Here is a 17,869-nt window from a genome sequence, read left to right as displayed (position 1 = left end):
TGTGCTCCTGCATTGAAACATACAGCTGCTACTGTTCCTGTACTGGTTATGGTTGGCAGAGGATTAACTGTTAGGCTTATTGCTTTGTATTGGTACAGCCATTAGCATTGGTGACTGTCATTGTCCCCAGGTAAGTTCCTGCTGCTGTTCCTGCAGGTACCGCTATGTTCGGTACATTGCCTCCTCCTCCTAAGAATACATAACCTGTACTTCCCTGATCGGCAAGTGTTGCCCAGTCTATACTATATGAGGTCGGACTATTGGTTGTTGCAGTGTAGGGCATCGTTGTTGTCTGGGCTCCTGCACTGAAACATACAGGTGCTACTGTTCCTGTACTTGTTATGGTTGGCAAAGGATTAACTGTTAAGCTTATTGCCTTTGTATTGGTACAACCGTTAGCACTGGTAATTGTCATGGTCCCGGGATAGGTACCTGCTGCTGTTCCTGCCGGTACTGCTATGTTCGGAACGTTTCCTCCTCCTCCTAAGAATACATAAGCTGTACTCCCCTGGTCGGTAAGGGTTGCCCAGTCTATACTATATGAGGTCGGACTATTGGTTGTTGCAGTATAGGGCATCGTTGTTGTCTGAGCCCCGGCAGTGATACATACAGGTGCTACTGTTCCTGTTGAAGTGATTGTTGGTGTTGTCAGGACAGTTAAACTTACAGCCTGTGTGGCAGTACATCCATTTGCATTGGTGACTGTCATTGTCCCCAGGTAGGTTCCTGCTGCTGTTCCTGCAGGTACCGCTATGTTCGGTACATTGCCTCCTCCTCCTAAGAATACATAACCTGTACTTCCCTGATCGGCAAGTGTTGCCCAGTTTATACTATATGAGGTCGGACTATTGGTTGTTGCAGTGTAAGGCATTGTTGTTGTCTGGGCTCCTGCACTGAAACATACAGCTGCTACAGTTCCTGTACTTGTTATGGTTGGCAGAGGATTAACTGTTAGGCTTATTGCTTTTGTATTGGTACAGCCATTAGCATTGGTGACTGTCATTGTCCCCAGGTAAGTTCCTGCTGCTGTTCCTGCAGGTACCGCTATGTTCGGTACATTACCTCCTCCTCCTAAGAATACATAACCTGTACTTCCCTGATCGGCAAGTGTTGCCCAGTCTATACTATATGAGGTCGGACTATTGGTTGTTGCAGTGTAGGGCATCGTTGTTGTCTGAGCTCCGGCAGTGAAGCATACAGGTGCTACTGTTCCTGTGCTTGTTATGGTTGGCAAAGGATTAACTGTTAAGCTTATTGCCTTTGTATTGGTACAACCGTTAGCACTGGTAATTGTCATGGTCCCGGGATAGGTACTGCTGCTGTTCCTGCCGGTACTGCTATGTTCGAACGTTTCCTCCTCCTCCTAAGAATACATAAGCTGTACTCCCTGGTCGGTAAGGGTTGCCCAGTCTATACTATATGAGGTCGGACTATTGGTTGTTGCAGTATAGGGCATCGTTGTTGTCTGAGCCCCGGCAGTGATACATACAGGTGCTACAGTTCCTGTTGAAGTGATTGTTGGTGTTGTCAGGACAGTTAAACTTACAGCCTGTGTGGTAGTACATCCATTTGCATTAGTGACTGTCATTGTACCTGTATATGTTCCGGCTGCAGTTCCTGCCGGTACTGCTATGTTCGGTACGTTCCCTCCACCACCTACGAACGCATAAGCTGTACTTCCCTGATCGGCAAGGGTTGTCCAGTTTATACTATATGAGGTCGGACTATTGGTTGTTGCTGTGTAGGGCATCGTTGTTGTCTGGGCTCCTGCACTGAAACATACAGGTGCTACTGTTCCTGTACTTGTTATGGTTGGCAAAGGATTAACTGTTAAGCTTATTGCTTTTGTATTGGTACAACCGTTAGCACTGGTAATTGTCATGGTCCCGGGATAGGTACCTGCTGCTGTTCCTGCAGGTACCGATATGTTCGGTACATTGCCTCCTCCTCCTAAGAATACATAAGCTGTACTCCCCTGGTCGGTAAGGGTTGCCCAGTCTATACTATATGAGGTCGGACTATTGGTTGTTGCAGTATAGGGCATCGTTGTTGTCTGAGCCCCGGCAGTGATACATACGGGTGCTACAGTTCCTGTTGAAGTAATTGTAGGTGTTGTCCTGACAGTTAAACTTATTGCCTGTGTTGCTGTACATCCATTTGAATTGGTGATTGTCATTGTCCCGGTATATGTTCCGGCTGCAGTTCCTGCAGGAATATTTATGTTGGAAATGGTCCCGGCTCCTGCATTAAATGCCTGGGCAGTATTGCCCTGATCAGCAAGAGTTACCCAGTTTATACTATATGAGGTCGGACTGTTTGTTGTTGCCGTGTAGGGCATCGTTGTTGTCTGTGCCCCGGCACTGAAACATACGGCAGCTGCAATTCCTGTACTTGTTATAGTCGGCAAGGGATTTATTACAAGAGTCACTGGCAAAGCCGGACCGGCACATCCCGTACCCAAAGTTTCATTAACCCAGAAAGGATATGAACCAACGGCCGATTTACCGTGAGTGTAAGGATCTGCCGCTCCACCAGCTGGTGTTGTCATTGCTGCATCTGTCCACCATTTAAGCGTACCTGTTGTCCCTGTGGCATCCAAAGTTGCTGGTACACTGTTAAAACAGTAATCTGTGGCCCCGATTGTTGGTGCAGGAGGTGAAAGGATAAGTCTTAGTCTTGATACCTCAGTTACTGCCTGAAGATAATTAAAGGGATTCACCGCCATCATAAGGATTACACGGTCCCCAGTTTCTGAGAGTTACATCAAAATATCACCAGCCACATCATTGACAAAATCTCCGGTATGCGATATAGGATAGGTTGTAACCAATGGAGTAATTCTTGCTTTTGTCCCAGCATCCCAGAGATATTGCACTACAGGTCCTTCAAAAAATCCGCTGGTGGTTGAATAAGCAGGAACAGCTGCTCCATTTGAAGGATTGACAGTCCATGAATTTGGCATCGGATTCCCGGCAGCGTCTGTTAATTGGACCGGAGTACCGAAAACATTAATAAAAACATTTGGTATAGAGGCTCCGACCTGGGTGCCATATACATATTGAACAGACCTTGGGCGAATGTTTGGCAGATTTGCCTCCGGAAGGGGATACTGGCAATCAAAAACAGTGGCATCAGTAAAGGTAAAATTTGTTATGTCTTTCCCTACACAGTAAAGGGTTGTAGGATCATCTATTGGTGGATTAAGTCCTAAATCCCCCGTTCCGGGAGTTGGTGTACCATTGTCTTTTTTATAATTAGGTATTGTAATAAAAACCTGGTTATCTGTAACATTAATAATTGGTTGTGGTGCAACTCCCAGAACATATGGATATATACTTATTACCCATGTACAGTTGTTAGTATCGTCTGGATAATTATATGTCTGAGTACAGCTATATACACCTGAACCAACTACTCGTTTCCAGTATAATTAGGGTCTGTTTTAGGGGCAGCAGCAGGATACATCCATAAAGTGTACATTCTTGGCGTTCTGAAGTGTATACTATTCCGATAAACTGCAGCAACTGTTATGTTTGAGGTGATCTCAACATTAATAACTGCAGCACAAATATCAACAGGTGGATTTTCTCCATATAAACCATTCGCAAAATCCGCCTGTACTCCAATATGGTTATTTGTAGCTGCTATATTGGTAAGAGTAAGAGGTTCCGTTAAGTCTGCCATTGAAAAACTACCGGTAGCAGCATTGTATGTGGACTTTTTACATTGTCGTTCTGCATATGTTATGAGGTAGTATTAAGTGTTATCTGGACTGTGACTCCGGCTGCATCAATCTGAGAAATTGTAGCCGCCGTTCCTGAAACAGACCAACCAACCTGACTTATATTTGCACCCGGGGTAACATTCTTCGTAAATGTAAGTAATAACTTAGTCTGAGTCGATTCACTAAATGTGATTGGATATTGGTTGGACGCAGGAACTGTACCAATCAGATAATGTTGCCCGTACAGGCTAAAGGATGACAAAATAAAGACTGTCAGCAAGGAGAATATTTTCATTGCTTTCATTGTGAAAGAATTTTTAATTCCAGCGGGTTGCGACGTTTCCATGTCAGGTTGTTTTAGTCAAAATATAGTTAGCTGCCAATCTGGCTCCTCCTTCGCTTTTTTATCAAATAACTGAATGTCACAATAATTGTCAATTAAGCTACGCAGGACGCAGTCAAATTAAGACTGTAAGATAGGAAAAAAGGTTGCACGATTCTCGTACTGAGAAAACTGGAAATAAGTAGATTTGTTACAGACATTATTTTTTTTGAAGGTGAAATATGGCAGAAGGCAGTAGGCAGTAGGCTTTAGGAAAACCTGACTTCCTAATGAATAAAGCCTATAATCCCCGATTTTACGACCTGCTTCTGTGTTTGATGAGGTTAGTTAACATTGCAAGAATCTCCTTACATTCAGTATTCAAGAATAGAAAGTCTGGTTTTAGCAAGTACCCTATTTTATCTGCAATTATAACTGCGTAAATAATTCAGCAGTTGAACCTTTTAGCAATTTTCAAATATCGGACTGATGACTTATCAGATTCATACTGGATCTCCTTCTGAGATATTGCTAGAAATACTTACAGAGGCACGACGCATCTGATCTCTTAATCCGAAATCCTTGTTAAAAGGATCTTTTTGTATTTCGTAGACTTTACGGCAAGGTCAACAGCCTTTTGCCAGACTTTTAGTTCTTCAAAGTGACTCATAGCACAACATTTTTAGTTAGACAAGATATATTCCGAAACTAAGATAGGAAAAAAATGAAGGCAGAAGGCAGAAGGCAGAAGGCGGTAGGCAGAAGGCAGAAGGCGGAAGGAAATCCCTACTGCCTTTAGCCTATAGCCTATAGCCTTTCTTAAACATAGGAACTTTATAGGTAGAATATAGTCCCGAAACTATGATTGAATTAAATATTCGATTCTTTAACTTAGCTGATGCAATAATTATTCTACTGTCTTGATAGTAAAAACTAAAGTGAAAAAATCATCATTTGGTGATTTGAAAAGGATCAAAACCAATCCCGGAATAATCATTTGTCGGGGAAAAATAATCGTAAATAGTTGCGGAAGTCCCGTAGCTGAGTGCGGAAAGGTCGAAGGAAAATGCGGAGATCTCATTAGTATTTGCAGGAGGTTCACAGACAGTTGCGATAGGGTCGCAGACATGTGCGGATACGCCATAGTTTGTTGCGAATGGCTCGTAGGTAAGTGCGGAAGTGTCGAAGAGTGTTGCGGAAGGATAATAGGTGAGTGCGAAGAAGAATTTCTTTCAATTAACTCAATTATAAACCTTAAAAGTAAACGTTATGACAACAATTCAGGAAACCAGACTCAACATGTACCTTGCTGTACGTGATTTTCTAATCCCAAATGAAGCTCTAACCAAAGACCTTCCTAATTTTTTAGAAAGTGTAAATGTTCTGAAAGAGACAATTGTAAACATCCAGGCAATTGCAGAGGAACAGAAGTTTGATAAAAAAGGACTGGCAAAACTAAAAAAAGAACTAAGGTTAAAACTTATTGAACTCTCAATTGACAACTCCAGAAAAATTGTTGCTTATGCCAAATTCTCTAAAAACACTCTGCTGCAAAATGATGTAAAATTCACTGCATCAGGCTTCTCAAAAATGACTGATACAGGTCTAAAGGATTATGCCCAGATAGTTTATGATAAAGCACAGTTGAATATTGAGGCACTTCCTTCCTACGGTATAAATGCGGAGACCCAGAAAACCTTTCTTGATACAATTAATTTATATAATGAATCAATATCAAAACCACGGGTGGGAATAGCTGAGAGAAGCAGGGCTACAAAACAACTTGTTACTCTGTTTGAAACAGCAGATAACAACTCTTGGAAACCTCGATCTGGCTGTTGAAATAATAAGATTGCCAAATAGAAATTTCTATGATGGTTTCAAGACTGCCAGAAAAATTGTTGAAACAAGTGCAGGAAACCTTACACTAAAAGGTCAGGCAAACGAGAAGAAAACAGGTGCACCGATAAAAGGTGTAACTTTTACATTCAGGTCCATCGGAATGATGGCTGGCAGTAGTGGAAATGGTGAAATAATTAAGAAAACTGCTGACAAAGGCAAATTTAATATCAAAAATATGCCTGCAGGTACTTACCAGGTCACGGTTAATAAGCCGGGATATGCCGAAAAGACTGAAACCGTTATTGTGGCTGAGGGGGATTTGACGGATCTGAAGGTTGAGCTTGAGAGGTTGTAACGGCACAAAGGCGCAAGGGCGCAACGGCACAACGGCAAAATCTTACATACATTCCTGTCGATTGAGCCTTGAGCCATTGAGCCACTGCATTGTGCCATTGCGCCACTAATTTCTATGTCAAATCCTAAAAATTAATAATACATGAAATCTAAACTTTTCACCCTCGATAGCAGAGACATTCTGCATGGTTTATTAATGGCTTTCCTGACGGCATTACTGACAGGAATAATAGATATGCTTGGAAAAGGGGCTGTTTTTGACTGGCCTTCATTAAAACCGGTGCTGATTGCCGGGGTAAGTGCAGCTCTTTCATATTTACTAAAGAGTTTAGCTACGAATTCGAGGAATCAGTTGTTTACAAGAGAACCGGGGTGATGGCACGGGGATGCAGGGGGCAGGGGGCAGGGTGCAATTGTTTGACTATCACCGATTACAGATCACCGATTACTGTTGGTTCCTGATGCCTGACGCCTGGCGCCTGATGCCATTGTCTAAAATTTTATTGTTTAACTAATATTTTACAATCATGAAAAAATCAATTTATTATTTAGTAATCATCCTCATGGGGGCATCATTAGTTTATGGATGCGCCTCGGTGCAGATCTATTCGAATAATGACCTGAAAAATAAAACAGGTCTGAAGTTCTATTCTGTAAAACCTTATCTGTTGGTGGAATTAAAGTCTGAGAAAGATATGACTGTAAAAACCACGGTAGTTTACCTGCCTGATCTGGCAACCAATACCTGATAGTAAAACCGGGCATTCGTTCTAATGAACTGAAGATGGCTTTCACAAATGGGATAATGAACTCTTATGGCCTCGACAACTGAGGCAATGTAGCCGAAACGATAACTTCAGTTGCAAACTTAATCGGGAAAAGCTCAGATGCAGTTTCGAAACTGGCAGTTCCGGGAATTCCGGGAAAGGAGGAAGGTGGTGATGAGATCTTTGTGCTTTATGAGATAGTCATTACTGCGGAAGGGACGAGGCTGAGGAGGGTGAAGAGTGAATAAAGGGATCAGGGATCAGGAAAGAGGGAAGAGGGAAGAGGGAAGAGGAAAGAGCAGATTCCTATTTCCTGATTCCTGGTTCCTATTACCTGATGCCTGACGCCTTTAAAATGACTCAAATTTCAATTAAACCAAATCTATCAATAGCATGAAAAAAATAATTTTAGGAATTTGTGAAAACAACACAAAGAGAGTTAACCGTAAAAATGGATTCCCTAATATGGATGTTGTCAAATTGATGATTATTGACACAACAAAGAAAGAGGATGATTATGAATTTCCGATCATCCCGCTGAAACCCAACGCATATAACCGGATAAGCTGGGATGTTTTGTGCGATCTGCTATCGCCTGATAACCAAAAATACCTTATAGTTCCAGTTGAAGAAGATGAGATAGTAATTAAGGAGAACAGGATACTGACAGAGAACAGTTTAACAACAGTCCGGTTTTCTCTGACCTATATCCAAAAGGTGATTATGGACCTTGCGTCTGAAGGCCTTTCAACAAAAGAGATTGCTGAGAGACTCCACAAATCGTATCATACTATCAAAAACCATTTTTCACATATCTATGAGAAAATGGGTGTAAGGAGCCTGCCGGAGGCGACAGAGGTGTATTTGGAGTATAGGAAGAAGATGAATTAGGGCTGAGGGCGGAAGGCTGTAGGCAGTAGGAACACAGCGTGACGGAGAGACTAAGAGACTGAGTGACTAAGAGACTGAGTGACCTACTGCCTACTGCCCACTGCCCACTGCCTCATATAAAATAAAATGATTAAGTATCAGAATATGATTAAACTTTATTAAGATGAGCTTATTAAATAAAAAAATCAAAATTGCATGCCAGGAAGAACCGGTTGGAACCGGATGGCTGCCACCTGTACCTGATCTCAGAGATTATACAGAGAATAATGAAGAGATTAGGGTATTCAACACAAAACTAAAGCTGACTAAAGGGAAAATGAAACAGCCCGTTTCTGTCGATCTCAGGGAATGGTTTTCTCCGGTGGAGAATCAGCTTAGCCTGGGATCTTGTACTGCTCAGGCGGGGATTGGAATTGTAGAATATTTTGAGAGAAGGGCATATGGAAAATATTTTGAAGGATCGCGTCTTTTTCTCTACAAAACCACCCGGAACATGATGCAGGAGAAGGGAGATACAGGCGCCTTCATGAGGAATGTGATGGGAGCGCTTGTATTGTGTGGTGTTCCGCATGAAAAGTACTGGCCATATAAGGTTGCTGATTTTGTTAAGGAACCAGGAAGCTTTGTTTATTCCCTGGCCGATGATTACAGATCGTTAAAATATTTCTGTCACGATCCGCTGAGTATTAATATTACCGGAACTGAGGTTCTGGTATCGGTTAAAAAATATCTCAATGCCGGAATTCCATCAATGTTCGGATTCTGGGGGTTTCCCTCCTTTGAAAATACAAATATACCGGGAGGGATCCCATACCCCTGCAATGGAGAACAGGCAGAATGGGGACATGCAATTGTTGCGGTAGGTTATGACGATAATATGAAAATCAAAAACACCAAATGTAACCTGGAGACAAAAGGCGCTTTACTGATAAGAAATTCGTGGGGAAAAGAGTGGGGAGAGAGCGGTTATGGGTGGTTACCCTATGAGTATGTCCTGAATGGACTGGCGACAGATTTCTGGTCGCTGCTTGAGATGGAGTGGGTAGATACGGGGATGTTTGGAGTGTAGAGCGGGATGCAAGATGCAGGGTGCAGGGTGCAATAACTTACTGATTACTGATCACCAATCAGGATCTTAATCATTTTATCCAAATCGCTTTGCTGTTTTTCCTTTATCAGAGTATATCGGGAGATCCTGGATTGGATATTTTTATCTGAAAAAAGACCTGGATTAAGGATAGCCGAAGAAAGAGAATTTTTGATCTCATCTTCACTATGAGGATCAAAATAGTATGCTGCATTGCCGCACACCTCCGGGACTGGTCCGATTTCTGAAACCAGCACCGGGACACCATATTTTAAGGCTTCAAGGGGCGGATATCCAAAACCTTCGTTGAGAGTTGGATATACTAATGCCAGTGCATTTTGGTAAAGATCCTCCAAGGTATCCCGGTCCAGGTAACTGGTAAATATAAAGTTCTGTTGATTTTTAATTTTATAAATCAGTTTACTAACTCCTGTTATTATCATTTTTATACCTGCAAGATCATGCCTGTCTGAGATAAGTTCATCAAAGGCCCTAACAGCTCTGATACTATTCTTAGTCCAGATTGATCCGGAAAGAACTAAAAAATATTTTCTGGGAGCTAAAGATAATTTAGCAATAGTATCAGATTTAGATTCTTTCCCATAATAAATTAATGGGCTATATAAAACCTGAATTCTTTGTGAAGATACTTCCGGGAAAAAAGAAAGTAATGATCTTTTTGAGTGATCAGATACTGTAATAATTTGTGATGCATCAAGAAATTTTTTATAGTAACTAAGAACGTTTTTATTATACCCATTCTTGAAAAACTGTTTATAAAAAAATTTTATTTTACTTTTCAAAGTATGACAGTAATACAATTCATATTTATCTGAGGGTAATTCGAGAGCCCGCAGTCCGTGAATTGTTATTATTACTTTGAAAGATTCCGATTGCATTTCAATTAGGGAACATAATCTTCTTTAATAAGTGCAGAATAGAATACATTGATATTCTCTGTTTTTATGTAGTCAATAATTGATGTTATGTCGTGTGTGGCGACGGTATGAAGTGAATATTTCCTGATTAAATCTTGCTATTTTGTTCTCAAGGACAATATTATGATTATAAAAGACTGAAACAGACCTGTGATTAGTCTCAAGTAATTTATAAAATACTGCTTTCGCATATTCGCTACCTCCGTGATTTAAAATACCATTTTCGGCTTGGGTTGCTGAAAGATCAAATAATAATTTCATCTTTTTCAAATAAGTGCCAGTATTCTAATATAAATGAGACATTTACAAATTCAATATTCGAATTTTCAGCAAATTTAGAATCTGTTTCAGAATCACCTATCATTAATGATTTAGACTCTTCAAGCTTGTATTTTCCTTTATATATTTAAAAGCTCCTTTTGAAGGTTTCCTTTCAATTTCCTCTGCCAGAACAAACTGAATATGATTATCCAGTCCTTTCCAGTTAATTTGGTCAATCTTGTTTTTTGCTGATTTTGATTTCCGTTGGTCACAACCAAAATCTTCTTTTATGTTCAAGTAGTTTAATAGTAAAGTGTTCAACCGCCTGGAAAATCTCGAGTTTGAAGTCCAGCCGAATGGTCCTAAGAATTAGTAGAAACTCGTCTAATGATTTTTTATCAAGATTGTACTTTACAATTATTGAATTAAATAAATTCTCCCGCCCGGAATTTAAAAAATGAAACTTAATATCTTCCAGAATTGAATCAGAGTCTATTGTGGTCTGCATTTCAATTCTCTGGGCAATTCTTTTATAAACTTCGAACAGATAATGGTTTTCGTCGTAAATCGTATTATCAAGATCAAATAAGTAGTACTTAAAAGAAAAAAGGGTTTTACTATCCAAAATCATATAAAAACAACTTCTTGCTGATTAACTCCAACACCACCCCAATAACGGTAAAAAATACTGTTCCAGTCAATACTAAAATCCGGGATCTCTTCATTTAATACTGCCTTTACAGATCCGTAAATTATATTAGCCCCACAAATTGTTGACATGACCATTGTTCCCTGAACTCTTGGATTGCATTCTAATATTTGGGGTTGGTTATTTTCATCTGATTTAAACTGAAATCCGAAACAGAATGACAGGCCAAGTATTCCGGCAAGCTTCTCTGAAATTGAAATAATCTTTTCATTCTTTTCAATTTTGCCATTGAAGGTTATACCGGATCTGATCATGCCCTTTTTCTTGGTATAACTGTTAAATTTGATTTCGTTCTTAAACATCCACAGAATATTCATCACCTGGCAAATATTCCGAAATTATCAACTCTGGAAACTCATTACCAATATTTCTGAACATATCGCCCATCGTAATACAAAACTTGTGGGTTTCTCTTCAAAAAACTGCTTTTTCAGGTCAATGCTCTCATCTATTACACGGACACCTCTCATGCCATTGGAATCTGGCGGTTTTACTACAATCTTTCTTTCCGGCCAACCAAGCTCAGTGGCAGCTTCTTTTAAATCCTTAAAATTATTAACCAACTTATATTTTGGTGTGGCTATTTTATTCGTTTTGCAGATTTCCAATAGATTGTATTTATTGTTCGCCTGTATTAATGCAATCGTGTCAGAAATTATAACCCGTGTTCCAATATTATGAAGATCAGTTTTATTACTCGACAGGGTAATTAATTCAGCTGTATTCTGAGGTAGTAATATATCGGGGCTCTCTTTTTTGCATACATTAAATAATGATTCCAAATAGTTGGAAGGGTTACTTGCAGATTCAATTTTATAACTTTTTGCACACAAATATTTACCAACCACATCATTATTCACATCAGTACCAATTATTTCAATTCTTCTTTTGTCAAAATTATTATTCAACGAGTAAATAGTTCCGCCGATCCCGGGTGCACCTATCCCGGTAATCAATACTTTAAGTTTCTTCATTTAATAATTTTTATTGCAACTTTCTGAAAAGAAATTCCTGAAACGGCTATTATTTCATACTCTCTTAAAAACGAACCTGAATAATCCACAAGTGCTCTGCATTCATCACCTGATGTAAATTCATCAAAAATAATGATTGTCCCGGGGTGAATGTACTTATCAAGAGTAGCTAAAACATAAAGTGTTGAAGTATAGAGATCAGCATCCAGATTAATAACAAGTTGTTCCTGCAATTCAACCTGCTTTATGAAAGAAACGAGAGTCTCCTGAAAGGTACCCTTAACAAAGCTGACTCTTTTATCCAGTGTCAGTTCATACGGAATTTCTCCATATGTTGTAAAACATCCTTTTTGTTTTGTCCCGGATAATTTGCTCCAATCTGTTGGCAGCCCGACAAAGGAATCGAAGCCAAAGAAACGTGAGAACTCATTTTTGTTAATAGTCAGCCAGTCTCTCATCGAATGCCCTTTGTAGACACCAAATTCTAAATAATCAAAGCCTTATCATATATAAAACTATCATTAAGATATTTGTAAAGTTCGGGCCTGGTCTTAAGTGTTTTTTGAATTTGAATTCTGACAATATCTTACCACTTAACAGAATTGTATAAAAAATATTTAGCCTTTCCGGAAAATGAATTCCTGTTTTAGAATAAACCTTTTGATATATTGGAGAGCATTCATTAAATTTTAATTTATCCATCTAATAACTTCAAATGCTTCTGCGAATTCTGCCGATACCTGGACACCTCTTATACGAGCCAATCCTTCAATAAATTCTTTTGAAAACTATGATCTCTTTTTTTCAATTTGAGAATGATATGAATTAAGTAAATCAACTTTCCCATCAATTTGGGCAGGATTCAGTTTGATAAAAAACTGTGTGTTAAATGAGATATGATTCCAGGGCAATTCATAACTGATTATACTGGCAGTAGATTTAAATGCCCTTACCATTTCATTTGCTACAATTGTATGGTCCTGATGAAAATCATTCAATGATGGTCCGATTACAAGATCCGGGTTGAAAAGACCATCCAGAGGATTTCTTTCCCGCTTTCAATAAATCTGATAATTGATCCTCCGCAACCTAGTTCCGCATCGTCTGTATGAGGTGACAGTATAAGTATTTTATCCATTTCTATTTGAATTTGAGTTGAAAATCAGGATTCTCTTTTATAATTCCCTTGCTTTCCGGGAAATTAGTTACAAACCAAACCATAAATGCGGTAATATCAATCTTTTCTGAAAGCATTTTTTCTTTTTTACTCATCCACTTTTCTTTCGTTCCCGGATCGTTTATTAAATCTAATGCCTGATCCAAAATACTCTCACTATACTTTTCATATATATAAACCAAATCATATTTTTGTTGCTCAGTCAGTGTTCCGATAGTTCCCTTGGGTAAACCACTGATTTGTATTGCCGGAGTGCCAAGCATTGCACATTCAGAAGTCATTGTTCCACTTTCACCAAATAGTAATGATGCGAAGTATAGGGCATCATGCATTTTTTCAGGTGAGATCTTTAATTTATATTTCTGCAACTCGTCCGGGAGTCGTCCTTCAGATGAAATAAAAACGGTAGCATGTTTGCCTATCTGATCAACTATTTTGAGTTTCGTCTCATGATTAAGTCCTTAAATCTGAAATCGTGATTTGCCTGCCAAGAAACAAATCTGATAATTACATATTTTTCATTAATATCTAATCCTAAATCCTCCAGAACTGAGAATCTGGCCTGAAGTATTTTGGATGAAGAGAGCTTAATTCAATAAAGCTTTAAATGGTATATGTTTCTCCTTTTTTAGTTTGTTATAACTACTTGGATTAAGAATACTGTCAGTAAATGGAGTATATAAAAACTGGCCAATCCTGGCAATCTCAGTATCATCTAAAGTTATATGCGGTTTCCCGGATAGCCAGGCTGCATGAGCTGCATATGGTGATGCAAAGCTTAGAAACAAATCTGGACGGAATCTTTTGGCAGCTTTTAAGAGTATGTAGTCGCCTTTAAAAAGATACAAAATTTTACCCAAGACTCCTTTACCCCCTTTTCCCCGGGATATATAATTAATTTTAAATTTTTTTAGAAGAATATGAGTCATTTCCTTATCCCGGGCTGTAACAAAAATTTCGTGACCTGATTCCTTCATCAGTCTGATGAAATGTCTGAAATAATGAACATGTGCAGGATGTCCTATATCTAACTGTATTCTCATCTCTCAATATTTCCAATCCATCCCTTATTCGATACAAAGGAATAATATACGATTCTGGGAATATTTTCCAGCTTAAACTCAGAATCTTCTATTCTTACATCAATATCTTTCACGGAAAAGTTGGTTATTTTATAATGCCTAATACTAAAGGAATTAATTATCGAGGGAATCTTTTTGTAATCAAATCCCATTACACCGGCACATACTGAATCTATAGCTGCAGGATTACTCCCCTGTATAATATATCCGAGCTTTTTAGGATCAGGTATTTTAGGACCATTTCCTTCTCCGCAAAGAACAGCATCAACAATACCTATATAGCTTTTCCTGTTAACTAAATCATCTGGAACGCAACGTCCCGTCCGGATTAGCATAAAATAAAATCTTGTTAATATCAAGACTATTCTCCATATTGTGTCATTTCCATACCATGAACCACCCCTGATTGTCTGTTTATTATTGCCAACATCTTCCTGCCCAGACTAATAACCGGGCTGAAACATCTGGCTAAAAATGGTATAGTTAAAATTTTCTGATGTATGACAGGCATAAGCCTGCCCTCAACTCTTTGTTTTATTCCTGAAAGGATAAATTGGTCTCCCCTTCCTCTTTGTTCCCAGTGAACAATGAGGGAGATAATTTCTATATGTGTTAATACCAACAAGGTTCTTCAGGCAGCATGTAATCCCGGATTTTTTGTGTGTTTTAAGTTTGGGAAGATTTATAAATACATCACATTCGACAACCGTACGGGATACTCTGTAAAGATTATTGAATCCATTATGAGCTTCATTGGTTTCAACAATATTTGAGTCTGCCCTGAAATAGCTTTTTTCGATTTAATATGTCCTGAAAATTCACTTAGTTCTTCTTTCAGGTCCACCTGAGTATTTCCAAGAGGATCTCCCTGATTTTTAGACCTTTTTGTGACAACATTACCATCATCAACCCAGATTTCTTCGCGGAGATCCAGAATCTCTAAAAAGACCCCCCTTGAAGCTGCAAATTCATTCCAATCTCGGACAGGGTTATATGATAAGATTTTACTAAAGGAAGCCGAAAACTCAGGACCATCAATTATACTTATTTTACCGCCTGATGGCAAACATTCGATCGCTTTTCTCAGGACAGCAGAAATCACACTCGGATGTGTTATTACGTAATCCCAGTCAAGTGGCTTTTCGCGATGATATTCACGAACCCAGTTTGGTTTAATTACTACTTTTCGGCACTCTTAGTTTCTCAAATAACCCGTCGTCAAGTGTATTGTAAATATCTTCCTCAATATATTCATTGATTTTGCTGATATATACTTTATTTTCCATTGATTATCTCTTTAATAAGTTGTAAAGCGATTTTTGCCTTCGTGCATTTATTGTGTACTTCTCCTCAATCACCTGTCTTGATCTGACAGCGAACTTTTTCTTTCGGTTCATCAACAAGCAAATCTCTGATGTTTTCTGTAAATCCCAATACATCATCATATCTGTCGATAACTTTCGCATTAAAATTATGAATAGCAGCCTCTTTTATATTGCCTACATTTGACATTACCGGAACACATCCGCAACTCATTGCTTCAAGCATTGCTGTCGGGAGGCCTTCACTGCGTGAAGGCATTAAAAGGATCTTTGATTGTTGATAATAATGTACCAAATCCCTCTGGTACCCCTCAAACTTTATATTTTGATCCACCCCGAGCTCCTTTGCCATATCTTTTGTATGCTGCAATAACTTTCCATTTCCTACCATCACTGCTTTAATATCGGGAAAGAAACTTGTTAACCTTTTTCAGTATATTTAAAATTCTGTCGGGTCCTTTTTAATTCATAAAATGTACCAACAAAAAGGATATCTGTCTGCCGTTCTGAATCTGAGAATACAAATTTATCTGTATCTATAGACCCGTTCATCTGGAAAATTTTATTGCTGTTAATTCCTTTTGAGGTTAGATAATCAATATCAGTTTGTCCTTTAACTGAAATTGCTTCACAACCTTTATAGTGTTATAAATTTATTTTTTTCCCAGACTTTCTTAAAGGTAATTCTGTTTCAATTTCCAAGCGACTGCCAATAACCCAATTGACACACTTTAAAGCTGTTATTCTGGAAATTACATAACTATTTAAGCCTTTGGGAATACAATAAATTCCGTTAATGAATGTGGGTCTAATCTTTACGGCATAATAAAAAATTTGCAGTGGCTCAAAAAAAATCCTAAGGAGCTGGGAGATAAAAACAGGCTTTGCATTTCTAATCCATTTGGGTATAGTAATATATTGACATTTGCTATTTATAGCTCCCTCCGTCTCAGTAAAAATATATATCGATTCAACAATATCAAGTGATACAAAAGGTAGTGTTTTGCTAGTAACCAGACTTTGGCCAGTGCGTCCAGCAACAATAAATAGTGTGATGGGCTTCGTTCCATTAATAAGGCAGCCTGATTTCCGGATTGCGTATAAGAAATCTCCGTTTCCCAGAATATGAATTTGGTATAGACTTATGTATTTCGACAATGAGTTTTACTTTTCACCAAGAAAGCTCTGCCAGTATTTAATTATTTGAGATTCTGTCTCATCTGTATAGGTATCTTTCACTACCAATCTAAAAATAAATTCATCTTTACTGATCTGCTCAATCTGAAACTGGAGAATACTATCAAAATATTCAAAATAAATAGTAAATAAATGCACAATAAGAAGGTTCCCGGAAGGGGTAATCAAAATATCATTATCCTGACCGAGGATTTTGCTTAAACCAGTTAATTTTCTGCCGCATGAAGAAACTGATTCAGATTTCAGAACCAGATCCTGTGTGTTATAACGAATGAGAGGCATTGCATAATTCCACAGATCTGTGGTTATATGCATGCCTGATTCACCTGACTTGCACTCAGTGCCACTTGAATTAATCACCTCGGTAACAGCATACTCCATCGAACCAAGGTAATTTTCCCGTGTAGGACCCTCAAAGAAGACAGCGCCTTTCGCAACTATAAGAATCAAATACAGGACAACCGAATTGTTCTTCTATTACAGCTCTTGCCTCATTTGAAAGAATATTACCTGTTGTGTTAATCCCTTTTATAAATTTGAAAGACTTATTTTCCTCCCAAGAATCTTGGCTATAAATAATAGAGGATCAGGATAACATCTTATGAACTCAGGCTTTTCTGTTTCTATTCTGTTAATAATATTATGCAATGTACCTGCACGTAAATCCGGGATATAGAGGTATAAGCATCTATTGAAAGCATCCTGAATTCTTTTATCAAACTGCTTCTCCTGTTCTGGCTTAACTTAGCATAATAGTCTCCCCAAACGATAATCCATCCAACCCCAGCCTCGAATAGCAGCAGCATATTTCATACTGTATGCATCGTGTGGAGATCAGATATTTAAATGGTTCTCCTGTTGAACCACTTGAATTCAATATATTATACTTTGCAGGTTAAGGTTCTTGGCTCTAAATATTTTAGGAGATTCCTTGAATTTCAATCTTCGAAACCACGGGTAGTTTTTTTCAGATCGCTCAGGTACAAATATCTGACGGGGCCAGGTTATTTGAATTAAACCAGTCAGTGTAAAAAGGGAACATTCTCATAAACAAAAACATTAAATTATGTAAGCGTTCCTCCTGGTAAGAAATTAGCTTTTCTTCAGTCCACCATTGACTCTCCTTAAGGAAGTCAAGCTTTTTCTTTATGCTGAGCCCCTGTATCTTATCGTTCAGTGAGAGAAACAGCTTCTCGTGTAAAAAATGAATCATCAGTTTTAC

At 38.6% G+C, this 17,869-nt stretch carries 22 protein-coding genes and 2 pseudogenes; 6 read left to right on the top strand and 18 right to left on the bottom strand.

What is annotated here, in order from left to right; all coding sequences use genetic code 11:
* Positions 1-76: 76 nt before the first annotated feature.
* The 6 genes from IPJ16_05960 to IPJ16_05935 form a co-directional block, all read right to left on the bottom strand.
* Complete coding sequence (locus tag IPJ16_05960) at positions 77-1,297, bottom strand: hypothetical protein (GenBank protein MBK7626733.1); 1,221 nt, start codon at positions 1,295-1,297, stop codon at positions 77-79.
* A 66-nt stretch (positions 1,298-1,363) separates the two neighbouring features.
* On the bottom strand, positions 1,364-2,728 hold the full coding sequence (locus IPJ16_05955; protein ID MBK7626732.1) for a hypothetical protein: 1,365 nt from the start codon (positions 2,726-2,728) through the stop codon (positions 1,364-1,366).
* A gap of 30 nt (positions 2,729-2,758) precedes the next feature.
* Positions 2,759-2,962, bottom strand: coding sequence for a hypothetical protein (locus tag IPJ16_05950; GenBank protein MBK7626731.1), 204 nt, complete (start codon positions 2,960-2,962; stop codon positions 2,759-2,761).
* 449 nt (positions 2,963-3,411) lie between these two features.
* Entirely contained in the window at positions 3,412-3,684 is a 273-nt protein-coding gene (locus IPJ16_05945; protein ID MBK7626730.1) for a hypothetical protein, read from the bottom strand.
* 59 nt (positions 3,685-3,743) lie between these two features.
* Positions 3,744-4,028, bottom strand: coding sequence for a hypothetical protein (locus IPJ16_05940; protein ID MBK7626729.1), 285 nt, complete (start codon positions 4,026-4,028; stop codon positions 3,744-3,746).
* Positions 4,029-4,549: 521 nt separating this feature from the next.
* A complete protein-coding gene (locus IPJ16_05935) occupies positions 4,550-4,651 on the bottom strand; it encodes a four helix bundle protein (GenBank protein ID MBK7626728.1) in 102 nt (33 codons plus the stop codon).
* Between the two features lie 664 nt (positions 4,652-5,315).
* On the opposite strand from IPJ16_05935, the gene IPJ16_05930 reads away from it, so the two are divergent.
* From IPJ16_05930 to IPJ16_05905, 6 genes are all read left to right on the top strand, one after another.
* Positions 5,316-5,888: a hypothetical protein gene (locus tag IPJ16_05930; protein MBK7626727.1), complete on the top strand. Its 573-nt coding sequence runs from the start codon at positions 5,316-5,318 to the stop codon at positions 5,886-5,888.
* Positions 5,842-6,243, top strand: a complete 402-nt coding sequence (locus tag IPJ16_05925; GenBank protein ID MBK7626726.1) for a carboxypeptidase regulatory-like domain-containing protein — start codon at positions 5,842-5,844, stop codon at positions 6,241-6,243. The genes IPJ16_05930 and IPJ16_05925 overlap by 47 nt, the downstream gene beginning before the upstream one ends.
* A gap of 141 nt (positions 6,244-6,384) precedes the next feature.
* Entirely contained in the window at positions 6,385-6,618 is a 234-nt protein-coding gene (locus IPJ16_05920) for a hypothetical protein (GenBank protein ID MBK7626725.1), read from the top strand.
* A gap of 151 nt (positions 6,619-6,769) precedes the next feature.
* Positions 6,770-6,991 (top strand): hypothetical protein, encoded by a 222-nt coding sequence (locus IPJ16_05915; GenBank protein ID MBK7626724.1) that lies wholly within the window; start codon positions 6,770-6,772, stop codon positions 6,989-6,991.
* A 411-nt stretch (positions 6,992-7,402) separates the two neighbouring features.
* Entirely contained in the window at positions 7,403-7,900 is a 498-nt protein-coding gene (locus IPJ16_05910; protein MBK7626723.1) for a helix-turn-helix transcriptional regulator, read from the top strand.
* 163 nt (positions 7,901-8,063) lie between these two features.
* Positions 8,064-8,969: a cysteine protease gene (locus tag IPJ16_05905; protein ID MBK7626722.1), complete on the top strand. Its 906-nt coding sequence runs from the start codon at positions 8,064-8,066 to the stop codon at positions 8,967-8,969.
* Between the two features lie 44 nt (positions 8,970-9,013).
* Here IPJ16_05905 and IPJ16_05900 read toward each other — a convergent pair whose 3' ends face one another.
* The 12 genes and pseudogenes from IPJ16_05900 to IPJ16_05845 form a co-directional block, all read right to left on the bottom strand.
* The gene (locus tag IPJ16_05900) at positions 9,014-9,790 is read right to left on the bottom strand and encodes a glycosyltransferase (GenBank protein MBK7626721.1); all 777 of its coding nucleotides are present in this window, start codon (positions 9,788-9,790) and stop codon (positions 9,014-9,016) included.
* A gap of 1,023 nt (positions 9,791-10,813) precedes the next feature.
* Positions 10,814-11,869 (bottom strand): annotated as a pseudogene (locus IPJ16_05895) (ATP-grasp domain-containing protein).
* Complete coding sequence (locus IPJ16_05890) at positions 11,866-12,327, bottom strand: hypothetical protein (GenBank protein MBK7626720.1); 462 nt, start codon at positions 12,325-12,327, stop codon at positions 11,866-11,868. The pseudogene IPJ16_05895 and the gene IPJ16_05890 overlap by 4 nt, the downstream one beginning before the upstream one ends.
* Positions 12,328-12,558: 231 nt before the next feature.
* A pseudogene (locus tag IPJ16_05885) lies at positions 12,559-13,007 on the bottom strand (hypothetical protein).
* 2 nt (positions 13,008-13,009) lie between these two features.
* Positions 13,010-13,414, bottom strand: a complete 405-nt coding sequence (locus tag IPJ16_05880; protein MBK7626719.1) for a hypothetical protein — start codon at positions 13,412-13,414, stop codon at positions 13,010-13,012.
* Positions 13,415-13,633: 219 nt separating this feature from the next.
* Positions 13,634-14,089, bottom strand: coding sequence for a DUF354 domain-containing protein (locus IPJ16_05875; GenBank protein MBK7626718.1), 456 nt, complete (start codon positions 14,087-14,089; stop codon positions 13,634-13,636).
* Positions 14,086-14,463, bottom strand: coding sequence for a DUF362 domain-containing protein (locus IPJ16_05870; GenBank protein ID MBK7626717.1), 378 nt, complete (start codon positions 14,461-14,463; stop codon positions 14,086-14,088). Before IPJ16_05870 ends, IPJ16_05875 begins: the two co-directional genes overlap by 4 nt.
* A gap of 186 nt (positions 14,464-14,649) precedes the next feature.
* On the bottom strand, positions 14,650-14,928 hold the full coding sequence (locus IPJ16_05865) for a DUF362 domain-containing protein (protein MBK7626716.1): 279 nt from the start codon (positions 14,926-14,928) through the stop codon (positions 14,650-14,652).
* Positions 14,811-15,305, bottom strand: coding sequence for a hypothetical protein (locus tag IPJ16_05860; GenBank protein MBK7626715.1), 495 nt, complete (start codon positions 15,303-15,305; stop codon positions 14,811-14,813). Before IPJ16_05860 ends, IPJ16_05865 begins: the two co-directional genes overlap by 118 nt.
* Positions 15,306-15,478: 173 nt before the next feature.
* Positions 15,479-15,841 (bottom strand): glycosyltransferase family 4 protein, encoded by a 363-nt coding sequence (locus tag IPJ16_05855; GenBank protein MBK7626714.1) that lies wholly within the window; start codon positions 15,839-15,841, stop codon positions 15,479-15,481.
* Positions 15,842-16,614: 773 nt separating this feature from the next.
* Complete coding sequence (locus IPJ16_05850; GenBank protein MBK7626713.1) at positions 16,615-17,097, bottom strand: hypothetical protein; 483 nt, start codon at positions 17,095-17,097, stop codon at positions 16,615-16,617.
* 526 nt (positions 17,098-17,623) lie between these two features.
* The gene (locus IPJ16_05845; GenBank protein MBK7626712.1) at positions 17,624-17,860 is read right to left on the bottom strand and encodes a hypothetical protein; all 237 of its coding nucleotides are present in this window, start codon (positions 17,858-17,860) and stop codon (positions 17,624-17,626) included.
* Positions 17,861-17,869: the final 9 nt, after the last annotated feature.

The sequence above is a fragment of the Bacteroidales bacterium genome (genome assembly GCA_016709865.1).
Classification (GTDB): Bacteria; Bacteroidota; Bacteroidia; order Bacteroidales; family VadinHA17; genus LD21.
Note: the sequence above shows the minus strand (reverse complement) of the source record. Positions and strands in the feature narration are given on the sequence as shown.

What these genes read in the sequence shown, in the direction of transcription:
- IPJ16_05960 (MBK7626733.1), bottom strand. Translation starts at nt 1,297, where the DNA reads ATGACAATTACCAGTGCTAACGGTTGTACCAATACAAAGGCAATAAGC.
- IPJ16_05955 (MBK7626732.1), bottom strand. Translation starts at nt 2,728, where the DNA reads ATGATGGCGGTGAATCCCTTTAATTATCTTCAGGCAGTAACTGAGGTA.
- IPJ16_05950 (MBK7626731.1), bottom strand. Translation starts at nt 2,962, where the DNA reads ATGCCAAATTCATGGACTGTCAATCCTTCAAATGGAGCAGCTGTTCCT.
- IPJ16_05945 (MBK7626730.1), bottom strand. Translation starts at nt 3,684, where the DNA reads ATGGCAGACTTAACGGAACCTCTTACTCTTACCAATATAGCAGCTACA.
- IPJ16_05940 (MBK7626729.1), bottom strand. Translation starts at nt 4,028, where the DNA reads ATGAAAGCAATGAAAATATTCTCCTTGCTGACAGTCTTTATTTTGTCA.
- IPJ16_05930 (MBK7626727.1), top strand. Translation starts at nt 5,316, where the DNA reads ATGACAACAATTCAGGAAACCAGACTCAACATGTACCTTGCTGTACGT.
- IPJ16_05920 (MBK7626725.1), top strand. Translation starts at nt 6,385, where the DNA reads ATGAAATCTAAACTTTTCACCCTCGATAGCAGAGACATTCTGCATGGT.
- IPJ16_05915 (MBK7626724.1), top strand. Translation starts at nt 6,770, where the DNA reads ATGAAAAAATCAATTTATTATTTAGTAATCATCCTCATGGGGGCATCA.
- IPJ16_05910 (MBK7626723.1), top strand. Translation starts at nt 7,403, where the DNA reads ATGAAAAAAATAATTTTAGGAATTTGTGAAAACAACACAAAGAGAGTT.
- IPJ16_05905 (MBK7626722.1), top strand. Translation starts at nt 8,064, where the DNA reads ATGAGCTTATTAAATAAAAAAATCAAAATTGCATGCCAGGAAGAACCG.
- IPJ16_05890 (MBK7626720.1), bottom strand. Translation starts at nt 12,327, where the DNA reads ATGAGAGACTGGCTGACTATTAACAAAAATGAGTTCTCACGTTTCTTT.
- IPJ16_05875 (MBK7626718.1), bottom strand. Translation starts at nt 14,089, where the DNA reads ATGAGAATACAGTTAGATATAGGACATCCTGCACATGTTCATTATTTC.
- IPJ16_05870 (MBK7626717.1), bottom strand. Translation starts at nt 14,463, where the DNA reads ATGCTAATCCGGACGGGACGTTGCGTTCCAGATGATTTAGTTAACAGG.
- IPJ16_05855 (MBK7626714.1), bottom strand. Translation starts at nt 15,841, where the DNA reads ATGGTAGGAAATGGAAAGTTATTGCAGCATACAAAAGATATGGCAAAG.
- IPJ16_05845 (MBK7626712.1), bottom strand. Translation starts at nt 17,860, where the DNA reads ATGATTCATTTTTTACACGAGAAGCTGTTTCTCTCACTGAACGATAAG.